Source organism: Erwinia sp. 2186 (assembly GCF_057812255.1).
In genome coordinates, this window is the sequence record NZ_CM173824.1 from 2,916,163 (window position 1) to 2,941,908 (window position 25,746).

The window sequence follows — 25,746 nt, forward strand, 5'->3', positions numbered from 1 at the left end:
CTCCCGTTTTAGTTGTGGGCGAATTCCGCCGCCTGCAGCCGTGGCAACGAGGCGAGTAACTTTTGCGTATAAGGATGGCGCGGACGATAGAAGATCTCGCTGGCGGTGCCCTGTTCCACCGCGACGCCGTTTTGCATCACCAGCACCCGGTCGCTCATATGGTGGATCACCCCGAGATCGTGGGAGATAAACAGGTAGCTCACGCCCAGCTGCTGCTGTAAATCGCTCAGCAGATCGAGGATCTGCGCCTGAATGGTCACATCCAGCGCCGACACCGCTTCGTCGAGCACAATCACCTGCGGTTGGGTGGCAATGGCCCGTGCAATGGCCACGCGCTGGCGCTGGCCACCCGATAACCGAGCCGGCTTTTGCGCCATATGTTCTGGCCCCAGCCCCACCGACGCCAGCAGGCTTAACGCCCGTTGCGTCGCGGTCTGTCCGGGGATCGCCGGCCCGAGGGCAATGGCATCGAGCAGAATCTGTGACACCCGCCAGCGCGGATCAAAAGAGGAAAGCGGATCCTGATAGACCACCGAAATATGGCGGCGAATTGCCCGCTGTTCCCGCGCTGAAGCATGGCTCCAGGGCTGGCCGCGAAACAGGATCTCACCGCTGTCCGGCTGCACTAACGCCAGCGCAATCCGCGACAGGGTGGTTTTGCCCGAGCCGGATTCCCCCACAATGCCGAGCGTTTCGCCGCGCCCGAGGGTAAAGGAGACGTCCGACACCGCGCGGTGTCCCTTAAAGCCTTTGACGATATTCCGCGCGTCCAGCAGCCATTCTGCCGACGCGTTGGCCGCTGTTGCCGGTTGCGCGACCGCGACCACCCCGTCGCCCGCAGACAGCCGCTGCCCTTTGGTGTGTTCGCTGGGTATGGCGTTGATCAGGCCTTGGGTATAGGCATGCTGCGGGCGTTGCAGGACCTGTTCGACCGTGCCCGATTCCACCAGCGTGCCGCCCTGCATCACCAGAATGTGGTCGGCAATTTTCGCCACCACCGCCAGGTCATGGCTGATCAGAATGATGCTGGTGCCGCGGTCCAGCATCTGCCTCAGCACCTCCAGCACCTGCGCCTGAACCGTGACGTCCAGCGCGGTGGTCGGCTCATCAGCAATCAACACGTCGGGATGCAGCGCAATTGCCGAGGCGATCAGCGCGCGTTGACGCAGGCCGCCAGAAAGTTCGCCCGGCCGCTGGCTGGCGCGGAAGGCCGGTTCAGGCACGCCAACCTCTTCGAGCAGCGCCTCGACCTTTTGCTGGCGGGTCGCCCGGTTTCCCCAACCGTGTAGCGAAAGCGCTTCAGCAATCTCTTTGCCTACCGGCCGCAGCGGATCCAGTGACACCAGCGCGTCCTGCAGGATGAATCCCACCCTGACGCCGCGCACCTGCTGCCACCAACCGTCACTGCGATCGAGCAGCGTCTCGCCATCGAGGGTCAGGCTGTCGGCCTGCACCTGCAGCTGTTCCCCGGCCAGCCCCACCAGCGATCGCGCGGTGACGCTTTTGCCCGATCCGGACTCGCCGACCAGCGCCACGCACTGACCCCGTTGCAGGGCGAAACTGACATCCTTCACAATGTGCCGACGCGGGCTGCCTTCGCCCGCCGTCCAGACGTTGAGTCCCCGGACATCAATGATGGTGTCGGTGACGCCGCGCGGGATGGCCTGACTTGTGTTTTGCTTGCTCATCAGCGCGATTCTCCTTCTGCCCGCTGTTGCAGGTAACGGCCAATTTGGGTGAAGGAGAGCGCCACCAGTACGATGGCGATCCCCGGCAGCACTTCCAGCCACCAGGCCACGGTGACGTTGATTTTTCCGGCTTCCAGTAACGCGCCCCACTCCGGCGACGGCGGCACCACGCCGAGTCCAAGGAAAGATAATCCTGATGCCCAGACCACCGACTGACCGATGCCCAGCGCCACCAGCGACACCAGCGGGCGAAAGGCATTCGGCGCGATATGCTGTAAAAACAGCCGGTGCCAGGGATGCCCCAACGCCCGCGCGGCCTCGACGTAACCGGACTGCCGCACCTTAAGCGCCTGGGCACGCACCAGCCGTGCATAGCCCGGCGCGGTGCCAATCCCCACCGAAATCAGCAGGCTGCTGGCGGAAGGACCCAGCAGCGCCACAAACAGCAACGCCAGTAACAGCGTGGGAAACGCCAGCAGAATTTCCAGCAGGCGGTTAACCGGCTCGGCAATCCAGCGCGGTGCCAGCGCGGCGCTGAACCCGAGGACGATCGCGCCCACCAGCGCAATGGCCATCGCCCCCAGCCCGATCGCCAGCGACTGACGCGTGCCCCAGATGATGCGGCTGTAGAGATCGCGGCCAATATCATCGGTGCCCAGCCAGTGGGTGAAAGACGGGGCCTGCAGCGCATTAAGCAAATCGGTACTGAACGGGTTATGGGTCGCGAGCAGTGACGGGGCCACGGCGGCGACGATAAAGAACAGCGCAACCAGCAGCGACAGTGCGGTGGAAAGCGGTATCACCGTCAGGGCGCGCCGCAAGCGCTGACGCGGGACGTGCCCGGCCTTCGCGTCTGAAAAATCGGAAATATGGCTGGTCATCAGTGGCCTCGCAGTCGCGGATCGACGATCAGATAGATCAGGTCGACCGCCAGATTAATAACGATATAGAGAAAGCTGATCAGGATGACGATCCCCGATACCAGCGCGAAATCCTTATTGCTGACCGCATTGACCAGCACGTTGCCGAGGCCGGGACGGGCAAACACCGCCTCCACCAGCACCGCGCCGGAGAGTAAATTGCCGATCGCCCAACCGCTGAGGGTAATCGCCGGGATCAGCGCATGGCGCAGGACGTGATGCAGTTTGACCCTGCGCAGACTCATGCCGCGCGCACGCGCAGACAGCACAAAGGGCTCCTGCATGTTGCGCTCAAACTCTCCCCGCAGGGCGTGGCCAAGAAATCCGGCCAGCGGGATGGCGAGGGTAATCGCCGGCAGTAAGGTGCCGTACAGACTGTCGCCTCCCACCACCGGGAACCAGCGCAGATCGATGGCAAATACAATCAGCAGCAGGATGCCAATCCAGTACTGCGGCAGCCCGGCCATTATCGTCTCCACCGCCGAACCCAATGCCCCCAGCCTGGCGCTGCGCCCCGCCGTCAGCAGCGTCCAGGGAATGGCAATCACCCACGCCAGCAGCAGTGCCGCAATCGCCAGAGTAAAGGTAGGAATCAGCTGTTCGGCAATCACATGCACCACCGGGCGCTGTAGCTCGAACGAAAAGCCAAAATCGCCGTGCACCAGACGCCAGAAGTAGCTCAGGTACTGTTCGGTAATTGGTTTATCGAATCCATACAGCGCGTTGATCGGCGCAAGCTCCGCCGGGGTGCGTTCAATCACCTGCCCTGAGGTGATGTTGAGCAAAATCGTGGCGCGGTCGCCGGGCAGAATCGATAGCACGACAAAGGTCACGGTGATCGTGCCCCACAGCACAAACAGTGCCGAGCCAATCCTCAGCGAAATGCGGCGCCACAGACTGCGGTGTTTAACCGAAGTGTCGCCCGATCCCTGGCTGGCGGTCGGTTGATTCCCCGATGAAATAAGATCGGTCATGGCTTCTCCTGCACGAAGTAGGCGTCGTTGAAATTCAGTAAGCCATTGCCGCTGTCCTGCCAGATGCCCCGGACGTTATTGGCTATCGCGACGTTGTAAGTGAAGTTGTATCCCCCGATGGCAATCGCCTGATCGTCAAACCACTTTTGCAACACATCGAATTTCTGGCGACGAAGGGCAGGATCGGGTTCGCGTTGTGCGTCGAGGATCTGTGACTCAACCTGCGGGTTATTGAAGAAACTGGTGTTATTGCCGTTGAACGCGCCGGCAAGCGTCGCGTTATAGACGATGTCGAGAATGTTCGGTGACGGCCAGACCCAGTAACCAAAGCTGACCTCCTTATCCGCCGGTCGCGACTTCGCGCCCGCAAAGCCTTCGGTTTGCGTCAGCGGGATCAGCACCAGTTTGATACCGACCTGCTTAACCTGATCCTGCACCGCCTGCAGCATCAGCGCGCCTTCCTGATCGATAATCGCCTGAATAAAGGGCAGCCTGGCAACCAGCGACTCGCCATCCTTCACCCGATAGCCTTCGGCATCGCGTCCGGTCCAGCCAGCCTGATCCAGCAGCGCATTGGCTTTGGCAACATTGAGGGAATAACGATTGTCGACGTTGAGATACAGCGGCGTGCTTTTACTCAGGGATCCGTTGCCTTCATACGGCACCGCACCCTTGAACACCGTTTTGACAATCTGCTGGCGATCCAGCGCATAGGCAAAGGCCTGACGTACCCGCCGATCGGTAAAGGGACCGCGCTGAACGTTGAACGAAAAAGCCTGTGGCCGGCCGGTGGCCACGTATGACAGGGTTTGATAGTCCCGTTGCAGCGCGTGCCACTGCGCGGAAGGTGGCTGGTAGATCACGTCTGCGCCGCCGCTGACCAGCGCACCCCAGCGGGTGGTGGCATCCGGCACAAATTTCCATTCCAGATGCTTTATATAGGCCGGGCCATTGTGCCGGGCGTTTGGCGGTGCCCAGTGATAATCATCGTTGCGGACAAAGCTGATGCCTTCCCCTCTGACCCATTTTTCCACTTTCCATGGGCCTGTCCCGACCGGTTTCAGGCATTTTTGCTCACTGCTGTTATGCGCAATGGAATCCGGTGACTGGAAACCATAATGCCCATTCGCCAGCACGTTATAAATTTCGGGATTGGGCTCAGATAAATGTAACTCAACGGTATAATCATCGACTTTAGTTAACCCGGTCATATAGGTAAAACCGTGCCAGCCAATACCTTTAGTCCACGCGGAATAATTAGCGACCACCGCATCGGCATTAAATTTATCGCCATCGGTAAATTTAACGTCTTTACGTAAATGAAAGGTAATGGTTTTGCGATCCGCTGATTCCGTCCAGTCGGTTGCCAGCCAGGGACGTATTTTACCGTGATCAAAACTGACCAGATAATCGAATACCTGCCGCGACAGATAGGCCTGCTGCACCCATCCACCCCACAGGCACGGCGGCTCCTGCTCGTGCAGGTAAACCAGCGTGCCGCCGTCCTGATTATGCCCTGCCACCCGCGCCGGCGCTGGATCCGCCAGGGCGACAGGCTGCCCCACCAGCAGCAGTATCGCCGCTGCCGCCAGCGGTAATACGGTTTTATTTATGCGTAAACTGCTCATCGCGTCATTCTTTCCCCTGATAATGCCGAATATTCGCTGGACCGCAATTATTGCTGCGGCCTGAACGTTATTTAAATGAAGATCGCATTCTGTTTATAAGACGAATAGAGCACACAAAGCCGCGAGGGCAAATATCAATAACGGCAGTAGATAGTTAAATATGACACACCCGTGTCACGCTTTTTGTTACTGAACAAATAACGCTGCGTGACGGTCAATACAGGTCGGCTTGTTGACAGTATTGATAATAAAAGGTAAATGGTTGACCTGTCTTAATGCACAGAGAACAGCGTCTTAAGGAAAGAACATGACTGAACGTAGCTATTTTGATAACGATGCGCTGGAGATGGAAACGACGGTCATCAGCTGTACACCGCAGGACGATGGCCGTTTTCGTGTCATCCTCGCCGCCACCCTTTTTCATCCGCAAGGCGGCGGGCAGCCTTCCGATCGGGGAACCCTTGGTACGGCGGACATGCTCCATGCCGCACAGGAAGACGGCGAGATCGCCCATTACACCGATGGGCCGGTCGCACCCGGCCCGGTTCACATCAAGGTGGATGAAACGCTGCGGCGGTTGCATAGCCATTATCACTCTGCGGGACACTTTATCGCCGTGGCCGGGGAGAGATTCGGCTGGCACGGCAGCAAGGGCAATCACCGCCCTGGCGAAGCGCGGGTGGTATTTGAGCCCACTGAGCAGAAAACGCCGGTGACGGCAGAGCAGATTGCAGCCGATGTCGCTGAGATTGTCGCGCGCGATCTGCCGCGCCAGCTGACTATTGTCGACGGCCGTCGTGAGGTGACCTGGGGAGACTTACCGGCGTATGCCTGTGGCGGCACCCACGTGGTCAGCACGGCTGAGGTGGGTTTGGTGCGCATTCTGAAAATCAGCGAAAAGAAAGGCGTGATGACGGTGAAATATGAGGTTGGCGAGTAGGTGTTACTTCAGCGCTGAAGCCCTGTGTAAAACGCTTAAAAAAAGCGCATTTTTCGGAAACTACTGACCATATTAACATGGCATTAAAAACAGTATTGACTCGTGATCTTATTGGAGTAGTTTATTAACCAACGGCAGGAAAAACCCTCCAGTCGTTAATAAGTTAACGCTTTACAGTGTTAAGTAAGTAATCTGCGATGAAGGTCACGTAATATTGTTGTATGGGCATTGACGGTGGGGAAGCTATCCACCCGACGCGTTAGGGCCTCGAAACAAAATCTGTACCGATCGCAGGATGGGAACGAAAACGCGATGATGTCAGGCCATGTTTCAACAGTACTCAGAGTCGACGTATCGTTATCTTTTATGACGATTTTCCGACGATAGTCAGGCCATGCATCAAGAGTATATATCGCGATGGGGAGATGTACGTGTTCCGCCCGCTCGTAGAGTGGGCTGTGTTTAAGCGGTAATAATAGGAGGTCATTTATTAACACAGTGCCTAATATTATCTGTGTGGACTTGTACATTTAACGTTGTACAATCAGCAGTAAATCGATGTAAGTAAATTAATGCTAAATTACGAGTATGCAGTACGTTAAAAGCCCTGACTTGAAAAGTCGGGGCTTTTACATTTCTGCGGTTGTCGAAAAACGTTCCAAACCTTACCGGTAATTATCCGCCCTGCTCAACTGAACAGGACGGCATTTTGGCTGTTATGCGTCAGACAAGCGGAAGGTGGAGACGGAGTGCGTCAGGTAATGCACCTGCTCTTCCAGAGAAGCCGCCGCCGCCGCAGATTCCTGCACCAGCGAGGCGTTTTGCTGGGTCACGCTGTCCATCTCGGTCACCGCCTGCTCAATCTGACTGATGCCGCGACTCTGCTCATCAGAAGCGGTCGAAATATGATCCATCAGCACATCCACCTGGCTGACCGAAGCGATTATCGCCCCGATCGCCTCGCCGGTCCGGCCAACCTGATCCGATCCGGCACGAATGTTGATAACGGATTCGGCAATCAGACTTTCGATCTCCTTGGCCGCCACCGCGCTGCGCTGGGCCAGATTACGGACTTCCGCTGCCACCACCGCAAAACCACGGCCCTGCTCACCGGCACGCGCCGCTTCTACCGCCGCATTCAGCGCCAGGATATTGGTCTGGAAAGCAATGCTGTTAATGACGCCGGTAATATCTTCGATTTTCTTCGAACTGCTGTTAATCAGTCCCATGGTGACGATCACCTGCTGGGAGACCTTTTCGCCGGTTTTGGCATTTTTCACCGCTTCGCCGGTCAGGCGGCTGGCTTCGAAGACGTTTTCGGTGTTCTGTTTCACCGTCGCGCCTAACTCTTCCATGCTGGCTGCGGTTTCGGTCAGGGCGGCGGCCTGCTGCTCGGTGCGCGACGCCAGATCGATGTTGCCGGCAGCAATCTCTTTCGAGGCGTGCGACACGGTCAGCGTCGAGTTGCGAACCTGACCAATAATGTCGGTCAGCGACTGGCGCATCTGCTCCATGGTGGCCATCAAATCCTGGATTTCGCTCTTAGAACCGACAGTGACCGGCACCGGCTGGTCGAGGATCCCTTCGGCGATTTTGCTGCAATAGGCTTTCGCGCTGTCCAGCGGATTCAGCACATAGCGCTTGATAAAGAACAGCACGGCGGTGATCACCAGCAGGAACAGCACGCCAAAGAAGATAATCACGCTCATCCCCAGGCTGAAGTGGCTCTGCGCATCGCTGTTGAGCTTTTTAGCATAGGCCTCGTGCTCGGCGAGCACCTGATCGAGGACGATTTCATACTGTCGGTCGAGACGGATCACCGTTGCCAGCTGGTCCTTAAAGCGCGCCTGATCGTTGGCTTCCGCCGCGTCGATCATCGGCTGAATGCCCTGCTGACGGTAGGTCAGATAGGCCTGCTCATAGGCTTTTGCTGCCGCGTCTTCACCGGCTAAGCGCGGCGCATCTTTATACGCCTGGAATGCGGCATCGGCCTTGCCGATCACCGTCTTCACGCCTTCCAGCGACGGCTTAGACAGCCCATCGCTCCCCTCACTGGCCTTCATATATTCCATCAGTCGCAACCGTAAGGTGCGGCTGTGGTTAATCGGGTCAATGATCGACAGCACAACGCGGATCTCTTTATTGACCGCATCAAGCGACTGGTTGCTGCGGGTCAGCAACCAGATGCTGGCGAACATACTGCTAATAAAGATGATAAATAAGAACAACATAATCAACAGCGAGGATTTTTTAACCGACATAGCGTTATCCAGATAAGGGGAGGTCTTTAACTGTTAACGGCATAAATTTCGAAAAATTTAGCCCCTGCCCCCAGGATCTGCTTTGAAAAGGCGATTTTGCAGCGAATGTTAAAATCGGTGTCGGCTACGCCGGGATTAATGTCGGCTGGCACAACCACATTTCGGGATGTCACCGAGCATTTCTTTGCCTAAATGCGAATGCCTGACCTGCAGCTGGCCCTGCTGCCACTGGCCGCTGAGATCGGCCCGCTTGTCCAGCAGGCGGTTTAGCGCCTCGGTCACCAGCAGATCGCTGCGTGGTGCCCAACTGGTCAGGTGCCAGGTGGATGAACCGGCATCATCACTGTCATTGAAGCCCACCACGCCGATGTGCACGCCCTGACCAAAATCCCGGATTGCCTGAATCGCGCCGAACGCCAGCAGATCGTTTTCACATAACAGCGCATTAATGCGTTCTGACGCCCGGGTCTGTTTCAGGTAGGCGGTCATTGCCTGCCATGCCAGCTCGCGGTCGTTGTTGCCGGCAATCAGCACCCTGTCCAGCCGTTTATCCGCCGCCGTCAGGCTGTCGGCAAAACCGGCCATCTGTCGCAGTGGCGTTGAAGCGCGGTCTTTGCCCTGCATAAAGCCAAAACGCTGATAGCCTTGCGACAGCAGTAATTTTCCGCTCTCAACGCCCGCCTGATACCCCCCGGCCGCAACCACCGTGTCCTCACCCTTGCTCGCGCCGCCAAGCTGGACGACGGGAACGCCGGGAAGAAGATCGCCCGCCACCGACTGCGCAGTGCCGTCGGCAGTGAGCAATACCAGTCCGCCGGGTTCGAGGCCTGCGGCTTTTTGCATCAGGGACGGCATGCGGTCCGCAGAACGGGCGTTGAGCAACAGCGGCAGATACCCGCGCAGATCCAGCTGCCGGGTGACTTCATCCAGCATTTTCAGGGTCCAGGGATTGTTGAATCCCTCGATGACCACGCCAATAACGCCGGCGCGCTGGCCGCTTTTTTGCTGCTGCTGGGGCTTATCCGTCATGAGTGTTTTCCCGCTTATCAGGCTGATTCGGTTGAGAGAATGAACAGGCATTCGCGCTGTTAAGATGGTGCGATCTGTCATCAGCATGACGCAAAGTCCAAGATCTGTCACCGTCGCGAAGCGACATCTGCAACACAGATCGTCTGATAAAATGCATTTACACATTTAAATTTATAAATATAATGGCCCGGCAAATTATTCTCAAAAAACCGGAAGCTTTATGAATCGTCCTACCCTTTTTTCCCCGCTTCAGCTTGGCGGCTTCACCCTGCGTAACCGTATTGCCTTGCCGCCGTTAACACGCTGCCGCAGTGAACAGCCTGGCAATATTCCCGGCGAGATGATGGTGGAATACTACCGTCAGCGCGCCACCGCCGGCTTTATGATCACCGAAGGGACGCAGATTGAGCCGCGTGGACAGGGCTATGCCTGGACGCCGGGGATCCACAGTGAACCGCAGATCGCCGGATGGAAAAAGGTTACCGAAGCCGTACACCAGCAAGGCGGCACGATCTTCTGCCAGCTGTGGCACGTGGGCCGCGTCTCGCATACTGCGCTTCAGCCCGGCGAACAGCCGCCGGTAGCACCTTCTGCCGTCACCGCCACCGGCGTTCGCGTGTTTATCGAAACCGGGCCGGGCGAAGGCATGTTGACGTCGCCCAGCGATCCCCGCGAACTCAGCACCGACGAAGTGAAAGAGATTGTCGGGCTGTATCGTCAGGCGGCAGTCAATGCGCAGGCCGCCGGATTTGATGGCGTGGAGCTGCACTCTGCCAATGGCTATCTGATCAATCAATTTATCTCTGAACACACCAATTTCCGCTGTGATGAGTACGGCGGTTCGCTGGAAAACCGGCTGCGCTTCCTGAAAGAGATTGTCGAAGCGTTCAGCGAGGTGTTTGGCAGCCAGAAAGTCGGCGTGCGTTTTGCGCCGCTGTTTACCAGCACCGACGAAGAGCGCGTCTATTTAGGCCTGGTGGAAAGCGATCCGCACGCGACCTATATCGCTGCGGCCGGCATGTTGAATGAACTGGAGATTGGCTATCTGTCGATTGCCGAAGCCGACTGGGATAACAGCCCGGATCTGCCGGTCAGCTTCCGCACGGCGCTGCGGGAAACCTTCCACTGGCCGATCATGTATTCCGGCCGCTATACCCGCGAGAAAGCCGAAAGCATTCTGCAAAATGGCTGGGGCGATCTGTTTGGATTCGGCAGAACCTTTATTGCCAACCCGGACTTACCGGCCCGCTTTGCGTCGGATGTTGCGTTAAATCCGGTGGATGCGTCCTCGCTGTATGGTGGCGGCGCTAAAGGGTATACTGACTACCCGGTTTACCGCTCCTGATTGTTTGTGAGGCTGCATGTCCCCTGAAAGCGCCATGAAATTACTGTCCAACCCCACCCGGTTGGCGGTGTTGCAGTGGCTGAAGACCCCGCAACAGGCCTTTGCAGGCTATAGCCAGCTCTATGACTATGACCTGTACGGGGTGTGTGCCAGCCTTATTCAGGACAAGGCCGGCTTATCCCAGCCGGCCACCTCGCTGTGTCTGAAGGTGCTGTTTGAAGCCGGACTGCTGGAAGCCAGCAAGGTCGGTAAGTGGACCTATTATCGCCGCAATGAAACGCGTATTAATGACGTGCGCGATGGCCTGGTCGGCTTTCTGCAGGATTTATAACGTCGTTGCACCACCAGCGCCCTGCGTGAGCTGGTGCACCCAACCCGACTCAGCATATATCGAGAGCGGGTCATAGCGGGTAAACCAGCGCAGCATATAAATAAAAAGCCGGCAGATGCCGGCTTTTTATTTTTCACACACGGTATGCCCTTAACCTGATGAAAAATCAGCGGCTGACGCGATTTCCTTGCTCATCAATGATCGCTTCGCCATCCTCTTTGATAAATGCACCCTGCTGCGGGTCTGGCAGTATGTCGAGGACCACTTCGGAGGGGCGGCAGAGCTTCGTGCCGAGCGACGTCACCACCACCGGGCGATTAATGAGGATCGGATGAGCCAGCATGGCATCGAGCAGTTCGTCATCGCTGAAGCGGTCTTCCGCAAGGCCGAGGTGTTCGTATGGGTCGTTATTTTTACGTAGCAGGGTGCGTACGCTGATGCCCATGTCGGCAATCAGTTTTTTCAGCTCGTCGCGCGACGGCGGTGTTTCCAGATACAGAATCACCGTGGGTTCGGTGCCGCTGTTGCGGATCAGCGCCAGCGTGTTGCGGGACGTCCCGCAGGCCGGGTTATGGTAAATGGTGATGTCAGTCATGAGCGGTACTCCGATAAGGCGCTGCACAGGCGCAGCCCTGGGGTGAGGATTAAACAGACAGGCGCAGGGCCAATGCGGCCAGCGTCACAAAAAGTACCGGCAGGGTCATCACTATGCCCACGCGGAAGTAGTAGCCCCAGCTGATGGCGATATTCTTCTGCGCCAGTACGTGCAGCCACAGCAGGGTGGCGAGGCTGCCAATCGGGGTGATTTTCGGGCCGAGGTCGCAGCCGATGATATTGGCGTAAATCATCGCCTCCTTCACCACGCCCTGAGCGGTGCTGCCGTCAATCGAAAGCGCGCCAACCAGCACGGTAGGCATGTTATTCATGACGGACGAGAGCGCCGCCGTCAGGAAACCGGTGCCGAGCGTTGCGCCCCAGACGCCGTGCTCTGCAAACCTGTTCAGGACGGCAGAAAGGTAATCTGTCATTCCGGCGTTACGAAGACCGTACACGACCAGATACATGCCCAGCGAGAAGATAACAATCTGCCAGGGCGCGCCTTTCAGCACCTTTCCGGTATCGATCACATGTCCTTTACGGGCAACCAGCCAGAGAATAAACGCCGCTTCCGCTGCCACCAGGCTGACCGGCACGCCGAGCGGTTCGAGGGCATAAAAGCCGACAAGCAGCAGGATGAGCACAATCCAGCCAGTTTTAAAGGTCCGCACATCTCGAATAGCTTCACGCGGCGCTTTCAGCTTCGCCAGATCGTAGGTGGCTGGTATGTCCCTGCGGAAAAACAGGTGCAGCATGATCAGCGTGGCGGCAACCGAAGCAATATTTACCGGCACCATGACCGAGGCGTACTCACCAAAGCCCAGCTTAAAGAAGTCTGCCGTGACAATGTTCACCAGGTTCGACACGATGAGCGGCAGGCTGGATGTGTCGGCGATAAACCCTGCCGCCATCACAAATGCCAGCGTCGCACCCGGGCTGAAGCCCAGCGCCAGCAGCATGGCAATAACAATCGGCGTCAGAATTAAAGCCGCTCCATCGTTGGCGAAAAGTGCCGCGACAACTGCGCCTAACAGTACGATATAGGTGAAAAGCAGCCGGCCTTTGCCACCTCCCCATTTGGAAACGTGCAGCGCAGCCCACTCGAAAAAACCGGACTCATCGAGCAGCAGGCTGATAATGATTACCGCAATAAACGTAGCTGTGGCGTTCCAGACAATCTGCCAGACGGCCGGAATATCGTCGATGTGTACCACGCCCGTCAGTAGCGCCAGGCCGGCACCAATTACGGCACTCCAGCCAATACTGAGTCCTTTCGGCTGCCAGATGACCAGTACCAGGGTCAGGACGAAAATCACACCCGCCATAAACATAGCTTCTCCTTTTTAAACAAAACTAACCGTTAATCCGGGCTGACAAAAACACATCCATAAAAACACATATGTATAGGTAAATTTTTACATGCAGACAGGTTTGCCATTGGTTGTTACGTTATCGCGTTCTGCCTGTTGGCTGAGATGCATAATGTCATCCCGCTGGCACAGATATGCCTGCTCAATGATCGCCGCTGCCCATGCAGGGATGTGTGGTGATAACCGATAATGGATCCATTTGCCGTCACGCCTGTCGAGGAGAAGGCCGCCTTCTCTCAGAAGAGCCAGGTGCCGGGATATCTTCGGCTGAGTTTCTTTCAGGGTTGACGAAAGTTCACAGACGCAGAGTTCACCTTTTTCCCGAAGTAACAGGACCAGATTGAGTCGGGTCTGGTCAGACAGGTTTTTGAAAAGGTGAAGAGGCTTAAGTTGATGCATGATGACTCCTGATTCCAAGACTGAAGCCAGTGTCGCCTGCTGCAAAGAGAGTGTCAAATACATATTCATTAATTCGAATATGAATATCAGTGCGCCATTATTCTTCCCGGAGGAAAATTTATGCTGTGCCTGATCTGCTGATTCAATGTTATGGCTGCGGAGCACAACCGGCATGTGCATACCCAGCACTGGAAACATGATCCCACTCCCCTCACATAAACCGTCACGTCTGTTCGCCTTGTCCATACCGAGTCATGCTCCCGGTAACCGTTCAACCTGATGTGCTGGCGTGAAAGGTGAAGCGGAGGGCCATATGCTGCTAAACAAGATTCGGTGTGGGAATGACCTTCAGGGCGAGTGACGGGCTCACTCTGCTTCAGTGGTGACAGCTAATCACCACATCGTGTGAGATAAGACGCTGAAGGATAAGTGGCCCGCAACTATCGACTTAATTCAGCCAGCCGTGGATTCTCACTCAGGCGACGCCAGGCGCTTTCCACTGCGCCGGGCATCTCAACCGCGCCAATAAATCCTTTACCGTTCGGGCCATAACCGTGGACATCATCCTTCAGGCGGACCATTTCCCCCAGAATCATCGACAGATAGCGCTCCAGTGACCAGATCCCGCCTGATCCCGGCGCGCCGGTAATGGTGAGTTGCGCATCCACCCTCGTCAGCACGGGGGTAAATACCGGCCAGCTCAGGCATTCAGCCTGCACGCCCTGCTGGTGCCACTGATGTAAATAGGTGGCTTTGGTGCGTCGCTGCATCAGCGGATCCTGCACCAGCAGATACTTTGCCGGAACCTTCCCGGCCTTTTGCAGAAAATTGAGGCTGAACAGCGCGTTTTCACCACAGTTTCTCGAACGGTTTTCATTCAGCACCTGTTCTGGCGGTAAACCAAAAGCCTGTATTGCCATCGCTTGCAGCAGATCGCCCTCCCCGCCGGGCAGCGTAGCGAATTGCTGATAACGCCTGTCTGCGGCCAACGCCGCGCGCAGCAGCTCGGTGGAGTGTCCCTCGCCGCCGCTGAGCAAAAGAGGAATGCCGCGCTGACGGCACAACGCCATCGCCCCTTCGATTTCCGGGAGGATGGCATTACCTGCGAGGATAATAAGTTGAACGTCGTCGATCTCCCGTTCCGCCAGATCGTTTTCCGCCAGCCAGTGGGACAACAGATTGAAATCATCGACTTCATAAACGCTGAGTTGCATTAAAAACTCCTTATTAAAAGCATTACAGGTCAGGCAGAGTCAGATAAATTTACCTTAATGGAAAGCCTCCGCAGGAAAATTCGGAAATCATGCCATGAAACGCCAGCCAACCCTTCCGGGGCTTAAACGCCCGATGAAGCTCAGTACCTCCGTCAGCCTGATGGTCAGCGCGGTGATTGTCGCCGTCTTACTGGCCGTCCACTTTTTCTATTTCCTGCAGATAAGCCAGGTCACTAACAAAGGCGTCGAGGATAAAGCGTTGGCGGTGGCGCGGACGCTGGCGGAGTCGCCGGATATTCATCGCGGACTGCTGTTACCGCCGGACAGCAACGTGATTCAGCCGATCGCTACCGCCGTGTTGCAGAGCAATGACCTGCTGTTTGTGGTGGTCACCAATATGGCCGGCATTCGCTATTCGCATCCCAATAAGGACGCCATTAATCACCATTTTATTGGCGATGATTTGCAACCCGCGTTGTTGGGCAAAGAGAATGTTTCGATCAACCGCGGGCAGTTAGTGCAGGCATTGCGGGTGTTTACTCCGGTGTTTGATGCTGAACACAAGCAGATTGGCGTGGTGGTGATTGGCATCTCGCTCAGCGAAGTGGCGGATCAGATTAACCAGAGCCGTTGGAACATTCTGTGGACCGCGCTGTTCGGCATCCTGGTGGGTGCTATCGGCACCTGGCTGTTGGTGAAAGCCTCCCGACGGATCCTGTTCGGCCTGGAACCGTACGAAGTCTCTGAGCTATTTGAACAGCGTCAGGCCATGCTGTATGCCATCAAAGAAGGGGTGATCGCCGTGGATATCAACGCCCAGGTGACGTTGATTAACCATGCCGCGCGCAAGCTGTTCCGCGAGACCGGCATGCCGCAGGCGCTGGAAAGCGAAATCATTCAGAGTATTCAGGCCACCGGCGCGCTGATTATTAACCTGCGTGAAGTGCTGCGCAGCGGAAAACCGCAGCGGGATGAAGAGATCCTGTTCCGCGGTCGGGTTTTGCTGTGCAACACCATGCCGGTGCTGAAAGGCGGCGTGATGATTGGCGCGATCTGCTCTTTCCGCGATAAAACCGAAGTGACCCAGCTGACCCAACGCCTGAGCGGCATGGTTAACTATGTGGACGCGCTGCGTCAGCACTCCCACGAGTTTATGAACAAGCTGCATGTGATCCTCGGCTTATTGCATATGAAAAGCTATGCGCAGCTGGAAGATTACATTCTGAAAACCGCCAATAACTACCAGACCGAGATCGGCTCGCTGGTGAAAAAAATCCAGTCGCCGGTGATTGCCGGCGTGCTGCTGAGTAAATTAAACCGCGCGGCGGACAGCGGCCACCAGCTGATCCTCAGCGAGGACAGCTTCCTGCCCGACAGCGGCAACGAACAGCAAACCTCGGTGCTGGTCACCGTGCTCGGCAATCTGATTGAGAACGCCTTCGATGCGCTGGCGCAGCAGCCTGATGGCGAAGTCAGCGTGCTGCTACACTATCAGAACGGCTGGCTGAGCTGTGAAGTCAGCGATGACGGCCCCGGCATCCCGGCAGAACAGCTTGATGCGATCTTTGAGCACGGCTTTTCGTCGAAGGGTGAGCAACGCGGCGTAGGTTTATTCCTCTGCAAGCAGCAAATCCAGAGCCTTGGCGGCGAAATTATTGTAGAGTCCGACCCTGGGGTTTATACCCAATTCTTAGTACAACTGCCGTGGGATGGAGGAAACCGATCCGCATGCTAAATGTGTTAGTCGTCGATGATGATGCGATGGTGGCAGAGCTGAACCGCTGCTACATTGGCCAGATCCCGGGATTTGCCTGCTGCGGCGTGGCGTCAACGCTGAAACAGGCCAGAGAAATGGTGCTGCACAGCGAACTGTCGGTGGATTTGATCCTGCTGGATATCTACATGCAACAGGAAAACGGGCTGGATTTACTGCCTGAACTGCGCGCGGCCAGGCGCAATATCGATGTCATCGTCATCTCTTCCGCCGCCGATGCCCAGACCATTCAGCAATCGCTGCATTACGGCGTGGTGGATTATCTGATCAAGCCGTTCCAGTTCTCCCGCTTTGAAGAGGCGCTGACCGGCTGGCAGCATAAGAAATCCCTTAAGGACCAGCATCCGTGGTATCAGCAGACCGATGTCGATGCCCTGCTGCACGGCAATCCGCCGGACGTCACCGAAGCGCACCGTCTGCCAAAAGGCTTAACGCCGCAAACGCTGCGCACGCTGTGCCTGTGGATTGACAGCCATCACGACAGCGAGTTTTCAACCGACGATCTGGCCGCCGCCGTGGCCATTTCCCGCGTGTCGTGCCGCAAATACCTGATCTGGCTGGCGCAGCGTAAAATCCTCTCCACCAACCTGCATTATGGTTTAACCGGCCGGCCGGTTTATCGCTACCGCTTGCAAGCGGAACATCGCGAGCTGTTAAAACAGTTTTGCCAGTAGCCTTAAACGGCGTGAAAATCCGCATCCAGCAGCGTGAAGCTAAACTGCCGCTGGGAAGAGCAGATCACCTGGCGGTCGCGAGTCACAAAAATGGCTTCGATTTCGGGTGTGTTTGCCAGATAGTCGAGGCCTTTTTTAACGCCCATTCCGTACAGCAAGGTGGTGTAAATATCCCCGTCGATGGAGTCCTCAGAGATCACCGTCACGCTCAGTAATTCGTTATCCAGCGGATAGCCGCTGGCCGGGTCCAGAATATGGTGGTAGCGCTTGCCGGCCAGTTCGAAATATCGCTCGTATACGCCGGAGGTCACCACCGATTTGCCGCTGACGGTGATCACCCCAATCAGTTCTTCCGGCGCGCCAAACGGCTTCTTCAGGCCGATGCCCCAGCCCGGCGCCTCGCTATCCGGCGTTCCGCCCAGCGTCTGAACGTTGCCGCCGAGATTGATCAGCGCATGTTCAACGCCCTGCTGACGTAAAAAATCCCGCACCCGATCGGCAATATAGCCTTTGGCGATGGCCCCCAAATCGATCTCCATCCCGCGCTGTGGCAGAAACACCGAACGGGCCGCTGGGTCGAGGATCACCTGCTGCGGATCGGTCAGCGGCAGCAGCGCCTGAAGTTCTTCCGCCGGCGGCACGCTGTCGCCGTGAAAACCGATCTTCCAGCGTTTGACCAGCGGGCCGATGGTGACGTTAAACAGGCTGTCCGGCAATACGCTGACCGCTCTGGCGCGGGCGATCAGGTCAAACACCGGCTGGCTGACCACCACCGGTTCGATGCCGGCGGCATGGTTGACCGACATCACTTCCGACTGCGGCCGGTTGACCGTCAGCAAAATCTCCTGCTGCTTAATCACTCTGAACACCGCGCCGGCCAGCGCTTCATTATGATCAAACAGTTTGAGAAGGATCGGCGACCCCATCAGCACTGCGGAGTAGGAATAGACGTGGGTGTCAGATGACATGCTGCGCTCCTGCTTTCTGCCCAGATAGGGCTGACATTGTGCCACGGCGCATCATTTTGTGCTGGTGTTTGCCATCCGCATCGCTGGGCGATCGAAAGCCGGTGAGGCTTAAGATTGTTTTATCAGGGTTAACATCTGCTTATTCACCGCTACGCCTTCACGCCAGCAGTAAGTAAAGAATAAAATAACTCAGCAGATAGCCGGCAAGTATTATGCACAGCACTTCCCCTTCGCCTGATTCTTTTTCAGCCGACCGCAATTCTGCGGAATGATTCCGCGACCGGTAAGGTTCCGGATACTCCGCTGAGCGTTTTGTCATATATTTCACCACGCGTAAAGGTTAATAACCTAATAAACCGGACTTAAGGTAAATCAGAAGCTGTAAGTAATGGCGGCGATGGCGGTAAATTCATTCCGGCGATAAACAATCGGGCTGTCATCCGCCTTCTCACCCAGCCAGGTATAATTACCGATCAGCATGCTGCCCCACTGCGCGCTGTACTGATGATTCCAGGTCAGGCTCGACTGCATGCCGTAGAAGCCACCGCCGGTGTGATAAGTTGCAAAGCCGCTGCGCTCGCTCTGCTGTCGGTTAACGCCATAAAAGGTATTGTTGTAGCGGGCATCGCCAAACAGCGCCGCCGTCTGTAACGCCACCGTGTCGGTGCTGGTCTGCCAGGGCAGCAGCGTGACGGAGCCCTGATACTGCACGCCCTGCGAATCCGTCAGCGGTAAGGTGGCCTTACCTTCAACGGAAAACCACGGCGTGGCCTGCCAGCCAATGGCGATCGCCGTATTGGCCACCGCGCTGATATTACCCATGCCCTTCAGCTTATCGGAGCCATCCCGCCAGAGATTGTTGTCGTCCGACCGCCCAAGGTTGTAGCCCAGCGTGTGTTCCAGATAGAGGCCATTATCCGCCTGCAGGTCGTAGCCCAGACCTTTTTGCGAATCGAAGAAAAACGCGCCGTCGCGCGCCTGCACCAGCGGGACAACCTGCCACTGACGCTGGTCGGAACCGCTGTAACGCGGCGTATTCACCGCGCCGATGCCCACCATCAGGCTGGGATCGGCCGGTGCAGCCTGATCGGCTCGCACTAACGCGCTCTGGGCAATTAACAGCAGGGAGGCTAAAGGCCACAGTCTATTTATCGGCTTCATCATAATCACTCATGTCGGATTTTCTTACCCTGACTCAGGGTCCCTGGAATGAGCTGATGATGAGCGCACGTTATCAACAGACGGTCGGTTATTTATTAAGAACGTGTCAAGACCGACTTATTTCACAGAAAAATAGTGCTATTGATGACGATTGTTTTGTTGTACTCTGCTTTTAATTTCAGGAAATAGTTTTACCGGCAGCCGCTTAATACAAATTAAATGGCTATTGCACGTTATTTAATGGGTGACGTGTTGATAAATAAATTATAAATACGCCAATATTATATTGGCAGATGATTATCAAGAAAGAGTCAAGGTGCAGCGATGCAGTCAAAAAGAATTCTGATCGTTGAAGATGATGCGGATGCCGCCAGCGTGCTGGAGGCCTATCTTAAAAGGGACCATTTTGAGGTCGCCATTGTCGGCGATGGGCTGCGCGCGCTCGATGTTGTCGCCCAGTGGAAACCGAATCTGATCCTGCTGGACGTGATGTTGCCCGGCCTGAATGGCACCGAGGTGCTGGCTGCGCTGCGGCGAAAAAGCCACGTGCCGGTGATTATGGTCACCGCGATGGGCGAAGCGCATGACAAGATTGGCGCGCTGCGTTACGGCGCCGATGACTACGTGGTCAAGCCCTACAATCCCGGAGAAGTGGTCGCCCGCGTCCACGCCGTGCTGCGGCGCGGCGTCCCGGCGGCGCTGGCGGATGAGCGGCTGCGCTGGAACGGGCTGGAAGTCGACAGCGAATCGATGACCGCCACGGTGGGCAGCGAAGCGGGCCGCGCCCTGCTGGACCTGACGCCGACCGAATTCTGTCTGCTCACCACCCTAATGCAATCCCCTACCCGTGCTTTTTCACGCCTGCAACTGCTGGAAAAATGCCTGCCGGACAGCGAAGCGCTGGAGCGGGTGGTTGATACCCACGTTTATAATCTGCGCAAAAAGCTGGAGCTGGCGGGCATCAGCGAAGTGTTGATCAATGTGCGTAGCGTCGGCTACCGGTTCAGACAGCCATGAGTAAAATTTCCCATCAGTTTTTATGGCGCTGGATCTGTATGCGCATCCTGGCGCTGGCGATTGGCACCATCGTCATTATCGCGGCGTTAATGTGGCTGCGGTTTGCGCTGGAAAATATGTGGATCATGCAGCGGATGTCACCGGCACTGAAGCAGGAATTTCAGATCCTCCTCCACAACCCGACCCTTAATCCTGCCCGCTTCCATCAGATTATGGACGATCGCTGGGGGCTGCAGTATTCGGTGCCCTCTATCGCCTCGCCCGACTGGATTGCGCTGGGGGTGATGATTGTCATTATGATCCCGGTGATCACCCTGGTCGGTTTGCGTATCGCACGGCCGTTATCTGCACAGTTTGGCAGCCTGGTGCTGGCCGCCGGCGCGGTGGCGCGCGGCGAATTTGCCACCCGCGCGGCACAGATAAAAAATGCCCCGACCGAGCTGGTGCGCTTTACCGCCGACTTTAACGCCATGACCGCCCAGCTGGAGAGGTACGATCGTGAGCTGCAGGCGTCGCACGTGGCGATGGCCCATGAACTGCGCTCGCCATTAACCGCCGCCATCGGCCGGATGCAGGGCATGCTGGATGGGGTTTTCCAGCCGGAGCCTGATCAATTGCAAATGGTGATGAAGCAGTTACAGCATCTCAGCCGCTTAACCGATGAGCTGCACCTGCTCTCACTGGCGGATGCCGGGCAGCTGGTGTTGCATCATGAGAGCCTGGATATCACCGAGCTGCTGCACGAGCGGGCGAACTGGCTGACGCCGCAGGCGGAAGCGCTGGGCATGGCGATCGTCATCAGAGAACAGGCCCCCTGCATGATCGTCGGAGACGCCTTCCGTCTGGCGCAGGTGTTCACTATCGTGATGGAGAATGCCCTGCGCTATGCCGCCGAGGGCCGTCGCCTCAGCGTGTGGCTGGAAAGCCAAGGCGACCGGCAATCGATCTGTTTTAAAGATCGTGGGCCGGGTGTGGCGGAAGACTTTCTGCCTTCGCTGTTCGACCGCTTCACCCGGGCCGATTCCTCACGGGCGCGGCATTCGGGCGGCAGCGGTCTGGGTCTGTCGATTGCCCGCGCCATCTGTCTGGCGCACGGTGGCGAAGTGGTTGCAACGCTGCCGGACGACGGCGGCCTGCTGATAACGGTTATGCTTCCCATCGACCGGGATAAAAGTGCGCAATAAAGTCAGAAATTGACCCCATCTTGATAAAACATACGGCGATTCTGGACAGGTCGTCCTGAAACTGACGCGATTCAGTTTCAGGACGATGACCATGACCGCGTTGATTATCCCTTTCGTCAGACAAACACTGCATGCCCTGGCCGTGAGCCTAAAAAACACCCTGCTGGTTATCCTGCCGGTGACCTGTTCACTCTGCGGCTGCGGCGAAAAATCCCCGCTGCCGGTCGCGCCTCCGCGCCCCGTGCGCTTCATCCTGGCCCCCGCTCCCGAGTCGGGTGTGTCACTGAGCCAGACCGGCGAAATACGTGCCCATGATGAAATCACGCTGGGCTTTCGCCTTGATGGCAGGATCACCGCCAGAGCGGTGGACGTTGGCGACCGGGTGCACGCCGGACAGTCGCTGGCGACCATCGAAAGTGAGAGCAGCCATAATCAGCTGCTCAGCGCCCAGGCAGACGTTGAAAGTGCTGCGGCTGCCGAACATCTGGCCGCCCTCAGCCTGAAGCGAATGACGTTGCTGATGCCGCAGGGCGCAATTGCCCGCGTCCAGCTGGATACCGCGAAATCAGACTGGCAGTCCGCCGCCGCCCGACTGAAAAGCAGTCAGGCAGCCCTCAGCAATGCCAGAGAAACCCTGTCCTGGACCACGCTGAACGCGCCGGAAGACGGCATTATCACCGGCGTCAGCGCCTCTGCCGGACAGGTGGTCAGCGAAGGCCAGACCGTGGTGACGCTCGCCACCTCAGGCAGCCGCGATGCCGTCTTTGATGTCGCCGACCCTCACCTGTTCAGCGCAAACGCCAGCACACCGTTGCTGATCACCCTGCTTGCCAATCCGGCGGTTCAGGTCAGCGGATCGCTGCGTGACGTCAGCCCGCAGGCCGATGCGCAAACCCGCACCTGGCGCATCCGCGTCACCCTGAACAATCCGCCGGACGCGATAGCGTTGGGAGCCAGCGTACTCGGCCAGATAACCCTGCCGGGACAGTCTGCCATCCGCCTTCCGGCCCCGGCGCTGACCCGTTCTCAACACGCCGCCGCGCTATTTGTGGTCGATCGCCACACCCAGACCGTGCACCTGCGTCCGGTGGTGGTCGACCGCTTCACCGTGGACGCGGTGTGGGTGAAATCCGGCATCGCACCCGGTGAGGCGGTGGTGACCGCCGGCGTCAGTCATCTGCGCGATGGCGAGAAAGTCAGTGCTGGGGAGCCAAATCCATGAATGCCAAATTCAATCTTTCCCGCTGGGCGCTGAGCCACCAGCAGCTGATGGTGTTTTTTATGCTGTTAATCATGGCTGCGGGCGTCATGAGCTTTGAGCAGCTGCCGAGAAATGAAGATCCAGCTTTCACCATCAAAACGGCGGTGATCGGTGCGCAGTGGCCTGGGGCGACGGTCACGGACATGGTCAATCTGGTGACCGATCCGCTGGAACAAACGCTGCAGGAGATCCCGCATCTGGATTATGTCGAAAGCGAAACGCGTGCCGGTCAAACCACCCTGTTCGTCAACCTGCGCGATGACACGCCGCCCAATGCGGTGGCGGATATCTGGTATCAGGTCAGAAAGAAGGTGCAGGACCTGACGCCTTCCCTGCCTGATGGCGTCACTACCCCGGCGGTCAACGATGAGTTCGATGACACCTGGGGCACTATTTACGGCTTTACCGCCGAGGGGTTTAGCCCGCAGGAGTTGCGCGACCGGGTTGAAACGGTTCGCCGCAGCCTGGCCAGCCTGACGGACGTGGGCAAAATCCGGCTGATTGGCGTTCAGGAGCAACAGATCACCGTGGCTTTCTCGTTGCATAAGCTGGCGGGAATGGGGATCACCGCCGATCGGGTGGCGGACGCGCTGAAACAGCAGAATGCCGTGGTTTCAGCGGGCACCTTAAGGACGCCCAGTGAAAATATCGCGCTGCGGGTCAGCGGGGCTTTTACCTCAGAACAGAGTTTGCGCCAGGTGACTTTGAATATCGCCGGTCGCTATATCCCGCTGGCGGATATTGCCAGCGTCACCCGTGATATCGCTGACCCGCCTGCGCCGGCATTTCGCGTAAACGGTGAGCCGGCGATAGGGCTGGCCATTTCCATGGCCGCTGGCGGCAATATGCCGGCATTCGGCAAGGCGCTGAACCAACGGATGGCGGCGATCCAGCAGCAGCTGCCGCACGGCATTGAGGTGGTGCGGGTTGCCGATCAAAGCCAGGTGGTGGTTCAGGCGATCGGCAGCTTTGTTCGGGTGCTGCTGGAAGCGATCGCCATCGTGCTGGCGGTGTCTTTTCTCTCGTTGGGAATGCGGGCCGGCCTGGTGGTGGCGGCCGCCATCCCGCTGGTGCTGGCCCTGACCTTTATCGGTATGCAGCTGGCGGGGATCGGGCTGCAGCGCATTTCACTGGGTGCGCTGATCATTGCCCTCGGTCTGATGGTCGATGACGCGATGATCGCCGTGGAAACCATGGTCACCCGTCTGGAAGCGGGCGACAGCCGCTGGCGGGCGGCGACGGTGGCGTTCGAAACCACGGCGTTTCCGATGCTGACCGGCACGCTGGTGATGATCAGCGGCTTTATCCCGGTCGGTTTTGCCGCCTCTGCCGCCGGGGAATACTGTTATTCCCTGTTCGCGGTGGTGCTGATTTCGCTGCTGTGCTCCTGGGGCGTGGCGATACTGTTTTCGCCCCTGATCGGCAGCTGGATGTTGGCCGAATCCCTGCACGGGCACGTCAGAAAAGAAGGCAAACTCATCGGCTGGTATCGCGAAATTCTCCAGCGCGTGTTGCGCCACCGCCTGCTGACCATTGGCATCGCGCTGTGCCTGCTGGCCCTGTCGGCGTGGGGAACCACCTTTATGCAGGGCGAATTCTTCCCGGCCTCCGATCGTCCCGAGCTGCTGGTCAGCCTGAACCTGCCCGCCAATGCCTCTCAGGCGGAGACCGCCCGCAGAACCCGCGATCTGGAAGCCCGGCTGAAGGGCAATCATAATATCGATCGTTTCAGCAGCTATATCGGCGGCGGCGCGATCCGCTTCTATCTGCCGATGGACGTGCTTAACGACAATGAAAATACCGCGCAGCTGGTGGTGGTGGCGAAAGACCTCGCCGCCCGCGATCGCCTGCGCAGCCAGCTACAGGCGATGCTGAGTCAGCACTTCAGCGATATCACCACCCGCGTGTCGCCGCTGGAGCTGGGGCCGCCGGTGGGCTGGCCGGTTAAATACCGGGTGACGGGACCGGATAACGACACCGTCGGCATCTTTGCCCGTCAGCTGGCGGAAGTGGTCGGCAAAAATGCCCTGACCCGCGATGTGAATCTGACCTCAGGTGAGCCCGAGCGGGTAACTAACCTGCTGGTTAACCAGACTGCGGCACGGGCGGCGGGCCTGTCTTCGGAAAGTCTCGCCGACGGGCTGAACACTTACTGGTCAGGTAAGCAGGTCACCACGCTGCGTGAGGGTAACCGTCAGCTTGGCGTGGTGCTCCGCGGCAGCGACAGCGATCGGCAGGACCTGGCGGCGCTTTCCGGGATGCTGTTCACCAACAGTCGGGGAGAGAAGATCCCGCTGGCCCAGGTGGCAACGCCACAATGGCTGGTTGACGATCCGGTTATCTGGCGACACCAGCGGCTGCCGTTTATTACCGTGCAGACCGATGTGGCACCCGGCGTCCGGGCTGAAGCCCTGTCGGACAGCCTCGCACCGGCTATTGACCGATTCCGCACCTCGTTGCCCTCGGGCTACAGCATCGAAGAGCTGGGCACGGTGGCCGAATCAAACAAAGGCAACGGCTCGATCTTTGCCGTGCTGCCGGTGACGCTGGGCATCATGCTGGTGCTGCTGATGGTGCAGCTGCAGCGCTTTTCACGGCTTTTCCTGGCGCTGCTGATGGCACCCTTTGGCCTGATTGGCATCGTGATGGCGATGCTGCCGTCGGGCACGCCGATGGGGTTTGTCGCCCTGCTGGGGGTGATCGCGCTGACCGGGATGATCATCCGCAATGCGGTGATCCTGATCAGCGAGGTGGATAACAATACCCGCGCCGGCATGGCGCATGACGCCGCGATCATTGCGGCGGCGCTGAACCGTTCACGTCCGATTATGCTTACCGCCTGCGCGGCGATCCTCGGGATGATCCCGATCTCCCATCAGGTTTTTTGGGGTCCGATGGCCTGGGCAATCACCGGCGGACTGTTAGTGGCGACGGTGGTGACGCTGACCGTGCTGCCGGCTTCGATGAGTTTGGTGATGCAGACTGAGGTTGATTAACCGCGCAGAGTAGGT

At 57.7% G+C, this 25,746-nt stretch carries 21 protein-coding genes; 9 read left to right on the forward strand and 12 right to left on the reverse strand.

Annotated features, from left to right (window positions below):
• Positions 1–8 precede the first annotated feature (8 nt).
• Genes ACXKZG_RS13445 through ACXKZG_RS13460 form a run of 4 tightly spaced genes read right to left on the reverse strand, consistent with a single transcriptional unit; the run spans position 9 to position 5,210 of the window.
• A complete protein-coding gene (locus ACXKZG_RS13445; RefSeq protein WP_488874998.1) occupies positions 9–1,688 on the reverse strand; it encodes a dipeptide ABC transporter ATP-binding protein in 1,680 nt (559 codons plus the stop codon).
• The gene (locus ACXKZG_RS13450; protein WP_488874999.1) at positions 1,688–2,569 is read right to left on the reverse strand and encodes an ABC transporter permease; all 882 of its coding nucleotides are present in this window, start codon (positions 2,567–2,569) and stop codon (positions 1,688–1,690) included. The genes ACXKZG_RS13445 and ACXKZG_RS13450 overlap by 1 nt, the downstream gene beginning before the upstream one ends.
• Positions 2,569–3,582: an ABC transporter permease gene (locus ACXKZG_RS13455; RefSeq protein ID WP_488875000.1), complete on the reverse strand. Its 1,014-nt coding sequence runs from the start codon at positions 3,580–3,582 to the stop codon at positions 2,569–2,571. The genes ACXKZG_RS13450 and ACXKZG_RS13455 overlap by 1 nt, the downstream gene beginning before the upstream one ends.
• Positions 3,579–5,210 (reverse strand): ABC transporter substrate-binding protein, encoded by a 1,632-nt coding sequence (locus ACXKZG_RS13460; RefSeq protein ID WP_488875001.1) that lies wholly within the window; start codon positions 5,208–5,210, stop codon positions 3,579–3,581. The genes ACXKZG_RS13455 and ACXKZG_RS13460 overlap by 4 nt, the downstream gene beginning before the upstream one ends.
• A gap of 307 nt (positions 5,211–5,517) precedes the next feature.
• Here ACXKZG_RS13460 and ACXKZG_RS13465 point away from each other — a divergent pair, with 307 nt between their 5' ends.
• Positions 5,518–6,150, forward strand: coding sequence for an alanyl-tRNA editing protein (locus ACXKZG_RS13465; protein WP_488875002.1), 633 nt, complete (start codon positions 5,518–5,520; stop codon positions 6,148–6,150).
• Positions 6,151–6,866: 716 nt separating this feature from the next.
• On the opposite strand, the gene ACXKZG_RS13470 is transcribed toward ACXKZG_RS13465, so the two are convergent.
• Positions 6,867–8,411 carry a methyl-accepting chemotaxis protein gene (locus ACXKZG_RS13470; RefSeq protein WP_013201787.1) on the reverse strand — a complete coding sequence of 515 codons (1,545 nt, stop codon included), beginning with the start codon at positions 8,409–8,411 and terminating at the stop codon, positions 6,867–6,869.
• Between the two features lie 135 nt (positions 8,412–8,546).
• On the reverse strand, positions 8,547–9,440 hold the full coding sequence (locus ACXKZG_RS13475) for a substrate-binding domain-containing protein (RefSeq protein WP_488875003.1): 894 nt from the start codon (positions 9,438–9,440) through the stop codon (positions 8,547–8,549).
• Between the two features lie 220 nt (positions 9,441–9,660).
• Here ACXKZG_RS13475 and ACXKZG_RS13480 point away from each other — a divergent pair, with 220 nt between their 5' ends.
• The gene (locus ACXKZG_RS13480) at positions 9,661–10,785 is read left to right on the forward strand and encodes an alkene reductase (protein ID WP_488875004.1); all 1,125 of its coding nucleotides are present in this window, start codon (positions 9,661–9,663) and stop codon (positions 10,783–10,785) included.
• 16 nt (positions 10,786–10,801) lie between these two features.
• Positions 10,802–11,116 (forward strand): ArsR/SmtB family transcription factor, encoded by a 315-nt coding sequence (locus ACXKZG_RS13485; protein ID WP_346566181.1) that lies wholly within the window; start codon positions 10,802–10,804, stop codon positions 11,114–11,116.
• A gap of 166 nt (positions 11,117–11,282) precedes the next feature.
• On the opposite strand, the gene arsC is transcribed toward ACXKZG_RS13485, so the two are convergent.
• The 4 genes from arsC to ACXKZG_RS13505 all read right to left on the reverse strand — a co-directional run bounded on the left by arsC (position 11,283) and on the right by ACXKZG_RS13505 (position 14,696).
• Positions 11,283–11,711 (reverse strand): glutaredoxin-dependent arsenate reductase, encoded by a 429-nt coding sequence (gene arsC, locus ACXKZG_RS13490; RefSeq protein ID WP_488875005.1) that lies wholly within the window; start codon positions 11,709–11,711, stop codon positions 11,283–11,285.
• Positions 11,712–11,760: 49 nt separating this feature from the next.
• The gene (locus ACXKZG_RS13495) at positions 11,761–13,044 is read right to left on the reverse strand and encodes an arsenic transporter (protein ID WP_488875006.1); all 1,284 of its coding nucleotides are present in this window, start codon (positions 13,042–13,044) and stop codon (positions 11,761–11,763) included.
• Between the two features lie 84 nt (positions 13,045–13,128).
• Positions 13,129–13,482, reverse strand: coding sequence for a metalloregulator ArsR/SmtB family transcription factor (locus tag ACXKZG_RS13500; RefSeq protein ID WP_151038733.1), 354 nt, complete (start codon positions 13,480–13,482; stop codon positions 13,129–13,131).
• A gap of 440 nt (positions 13,483–13,922) precedes the next feature.
• Positions 13,923–14,696, reverse strand: coding sequence for a YdcF family protein (locus ACXKZG_RS13505; protein ID WP_488875007.1), 774 nt, complete (start codon positions 14,694–14,696; stop codon positions 13,923–13,925).
• A 94-nt stretch (positions 14,697–14,790) separates the two neighbouring features.
• Between ACXKZG_RS13505 and ACXKZG_RS13510 the strand changes: the two genes are divergently transcribed.
• Both ACXKZG_RS13510 and dcuR read left to right on the forward strand, forming a co-directional pair.
• On the forward strand, positions 14,791–16,431 hold the full coding sequence (locus ACXKZG_RS13510; RefSeq protein WP_488875008.1) for a sensor histidine kinase: 1,641 nt from the start codon (positions 14,791–14,793) through the stop codon (positions 16,429–16,431).
• On the forward strand, positions 16,425–17,144 hold the full coding sequence (gene dcuR, locus ACXKZG_RS13515; RefSeq protein WP_013201781.1) for a two-component system response regulator DcuR: 720 nt from the start codon (positions 16,425–16,427) through the stop codon (positions 17,142–17,144). Before ACXKZG_RS13510 ends, dcuR begins: the two co-directional genes overlap by 7 nt.
• Before the next feature lie 2 nt (positions 17,145–17,146).
• On the opposite strand, the gene ACXKZG_RS13520 is transcribed toward dcuR, so the two are convergent.
• Entirely contained in the window at positions 17,147–18,112 is a 966-nt protein-coding gene (locus ACXKZG_RS13520; protein WP_488875009.1) for an FAD:protein FMN transferase, read from the reverse strand.
• 372 nt (positions 18,113–18,484) lie between these two features.
• Entirely contained in the window at positions 18,485–19,273 is a 789-nt protein-coding gene (locus ACXKZG_RS13525) for a MipA/OmpV family protein (protein ID WP_488876268.1), read from the reverse strand.
• 324 nt (positions 19,274–19,597) lie between these two features.
• Here ACXKZG_RS13525 and ACXKZG_RS13530 point away from each other — a divergent pair, with 324 nt between their 5' ends.
• From ACXKZG_RS13530 to ACXKZG_RS13545, 4 genes are all read left to right on the forward strand, one after another.
• Positions 19,598–20,290 carry a response regulator gene (locus ACXKZG_RS13530; RefSeq protein WP_013201778.1) on the forward strand — a complete coding sequence of 231 codons (693 nt, stop codon included), beginning with the start codon at positions 19,598–19,600 and terminating at the stop codon, positions 20,288–20,290.
• Positions 20,287–21,474 (forward strand): sensor histidine kinase, encoded by a 1,188-nt coding sequence (locus ACXKZG_RS13535; RefSeq protein WP_488875010.1) that lies wholly within the window; start codon positions 20,287–20,289, stop codon positions 21,472–21,474. Before ACXKZG_RS13530 ends, ACXKZG_RS13535 begins: the two co-directional genes overlap by 4 nt.
• Before the next feature lie 91 nt (positions 21,475–21,565).
• Entirely contained in the window at positions 21,566–22,696 is a 1,131-nt protein-coding gene (locus tag ACXKZG_RS13540; protein ID WP_346594819.1) for an efflux RND transporter periplasmic adaptor subunit, read from the forward strand.
• A complete protein-coding gene (locus ACXKZG_RS13545) occupies positions 22,693–25,731 on the forward strand; it encodes an efflux RND transporter permease subunit (protein WP_488875011.1) in 3,039 nt (1,012 codons plus the stop codon). Before ACXKZG_RS13540 ends, ACXKZG_RS13545 begins: the two co-directional genes overlap by 4 nt.
• The last annotated feature ends 15 nt before the right edge of the window (positions 25,732–25,746 follow it).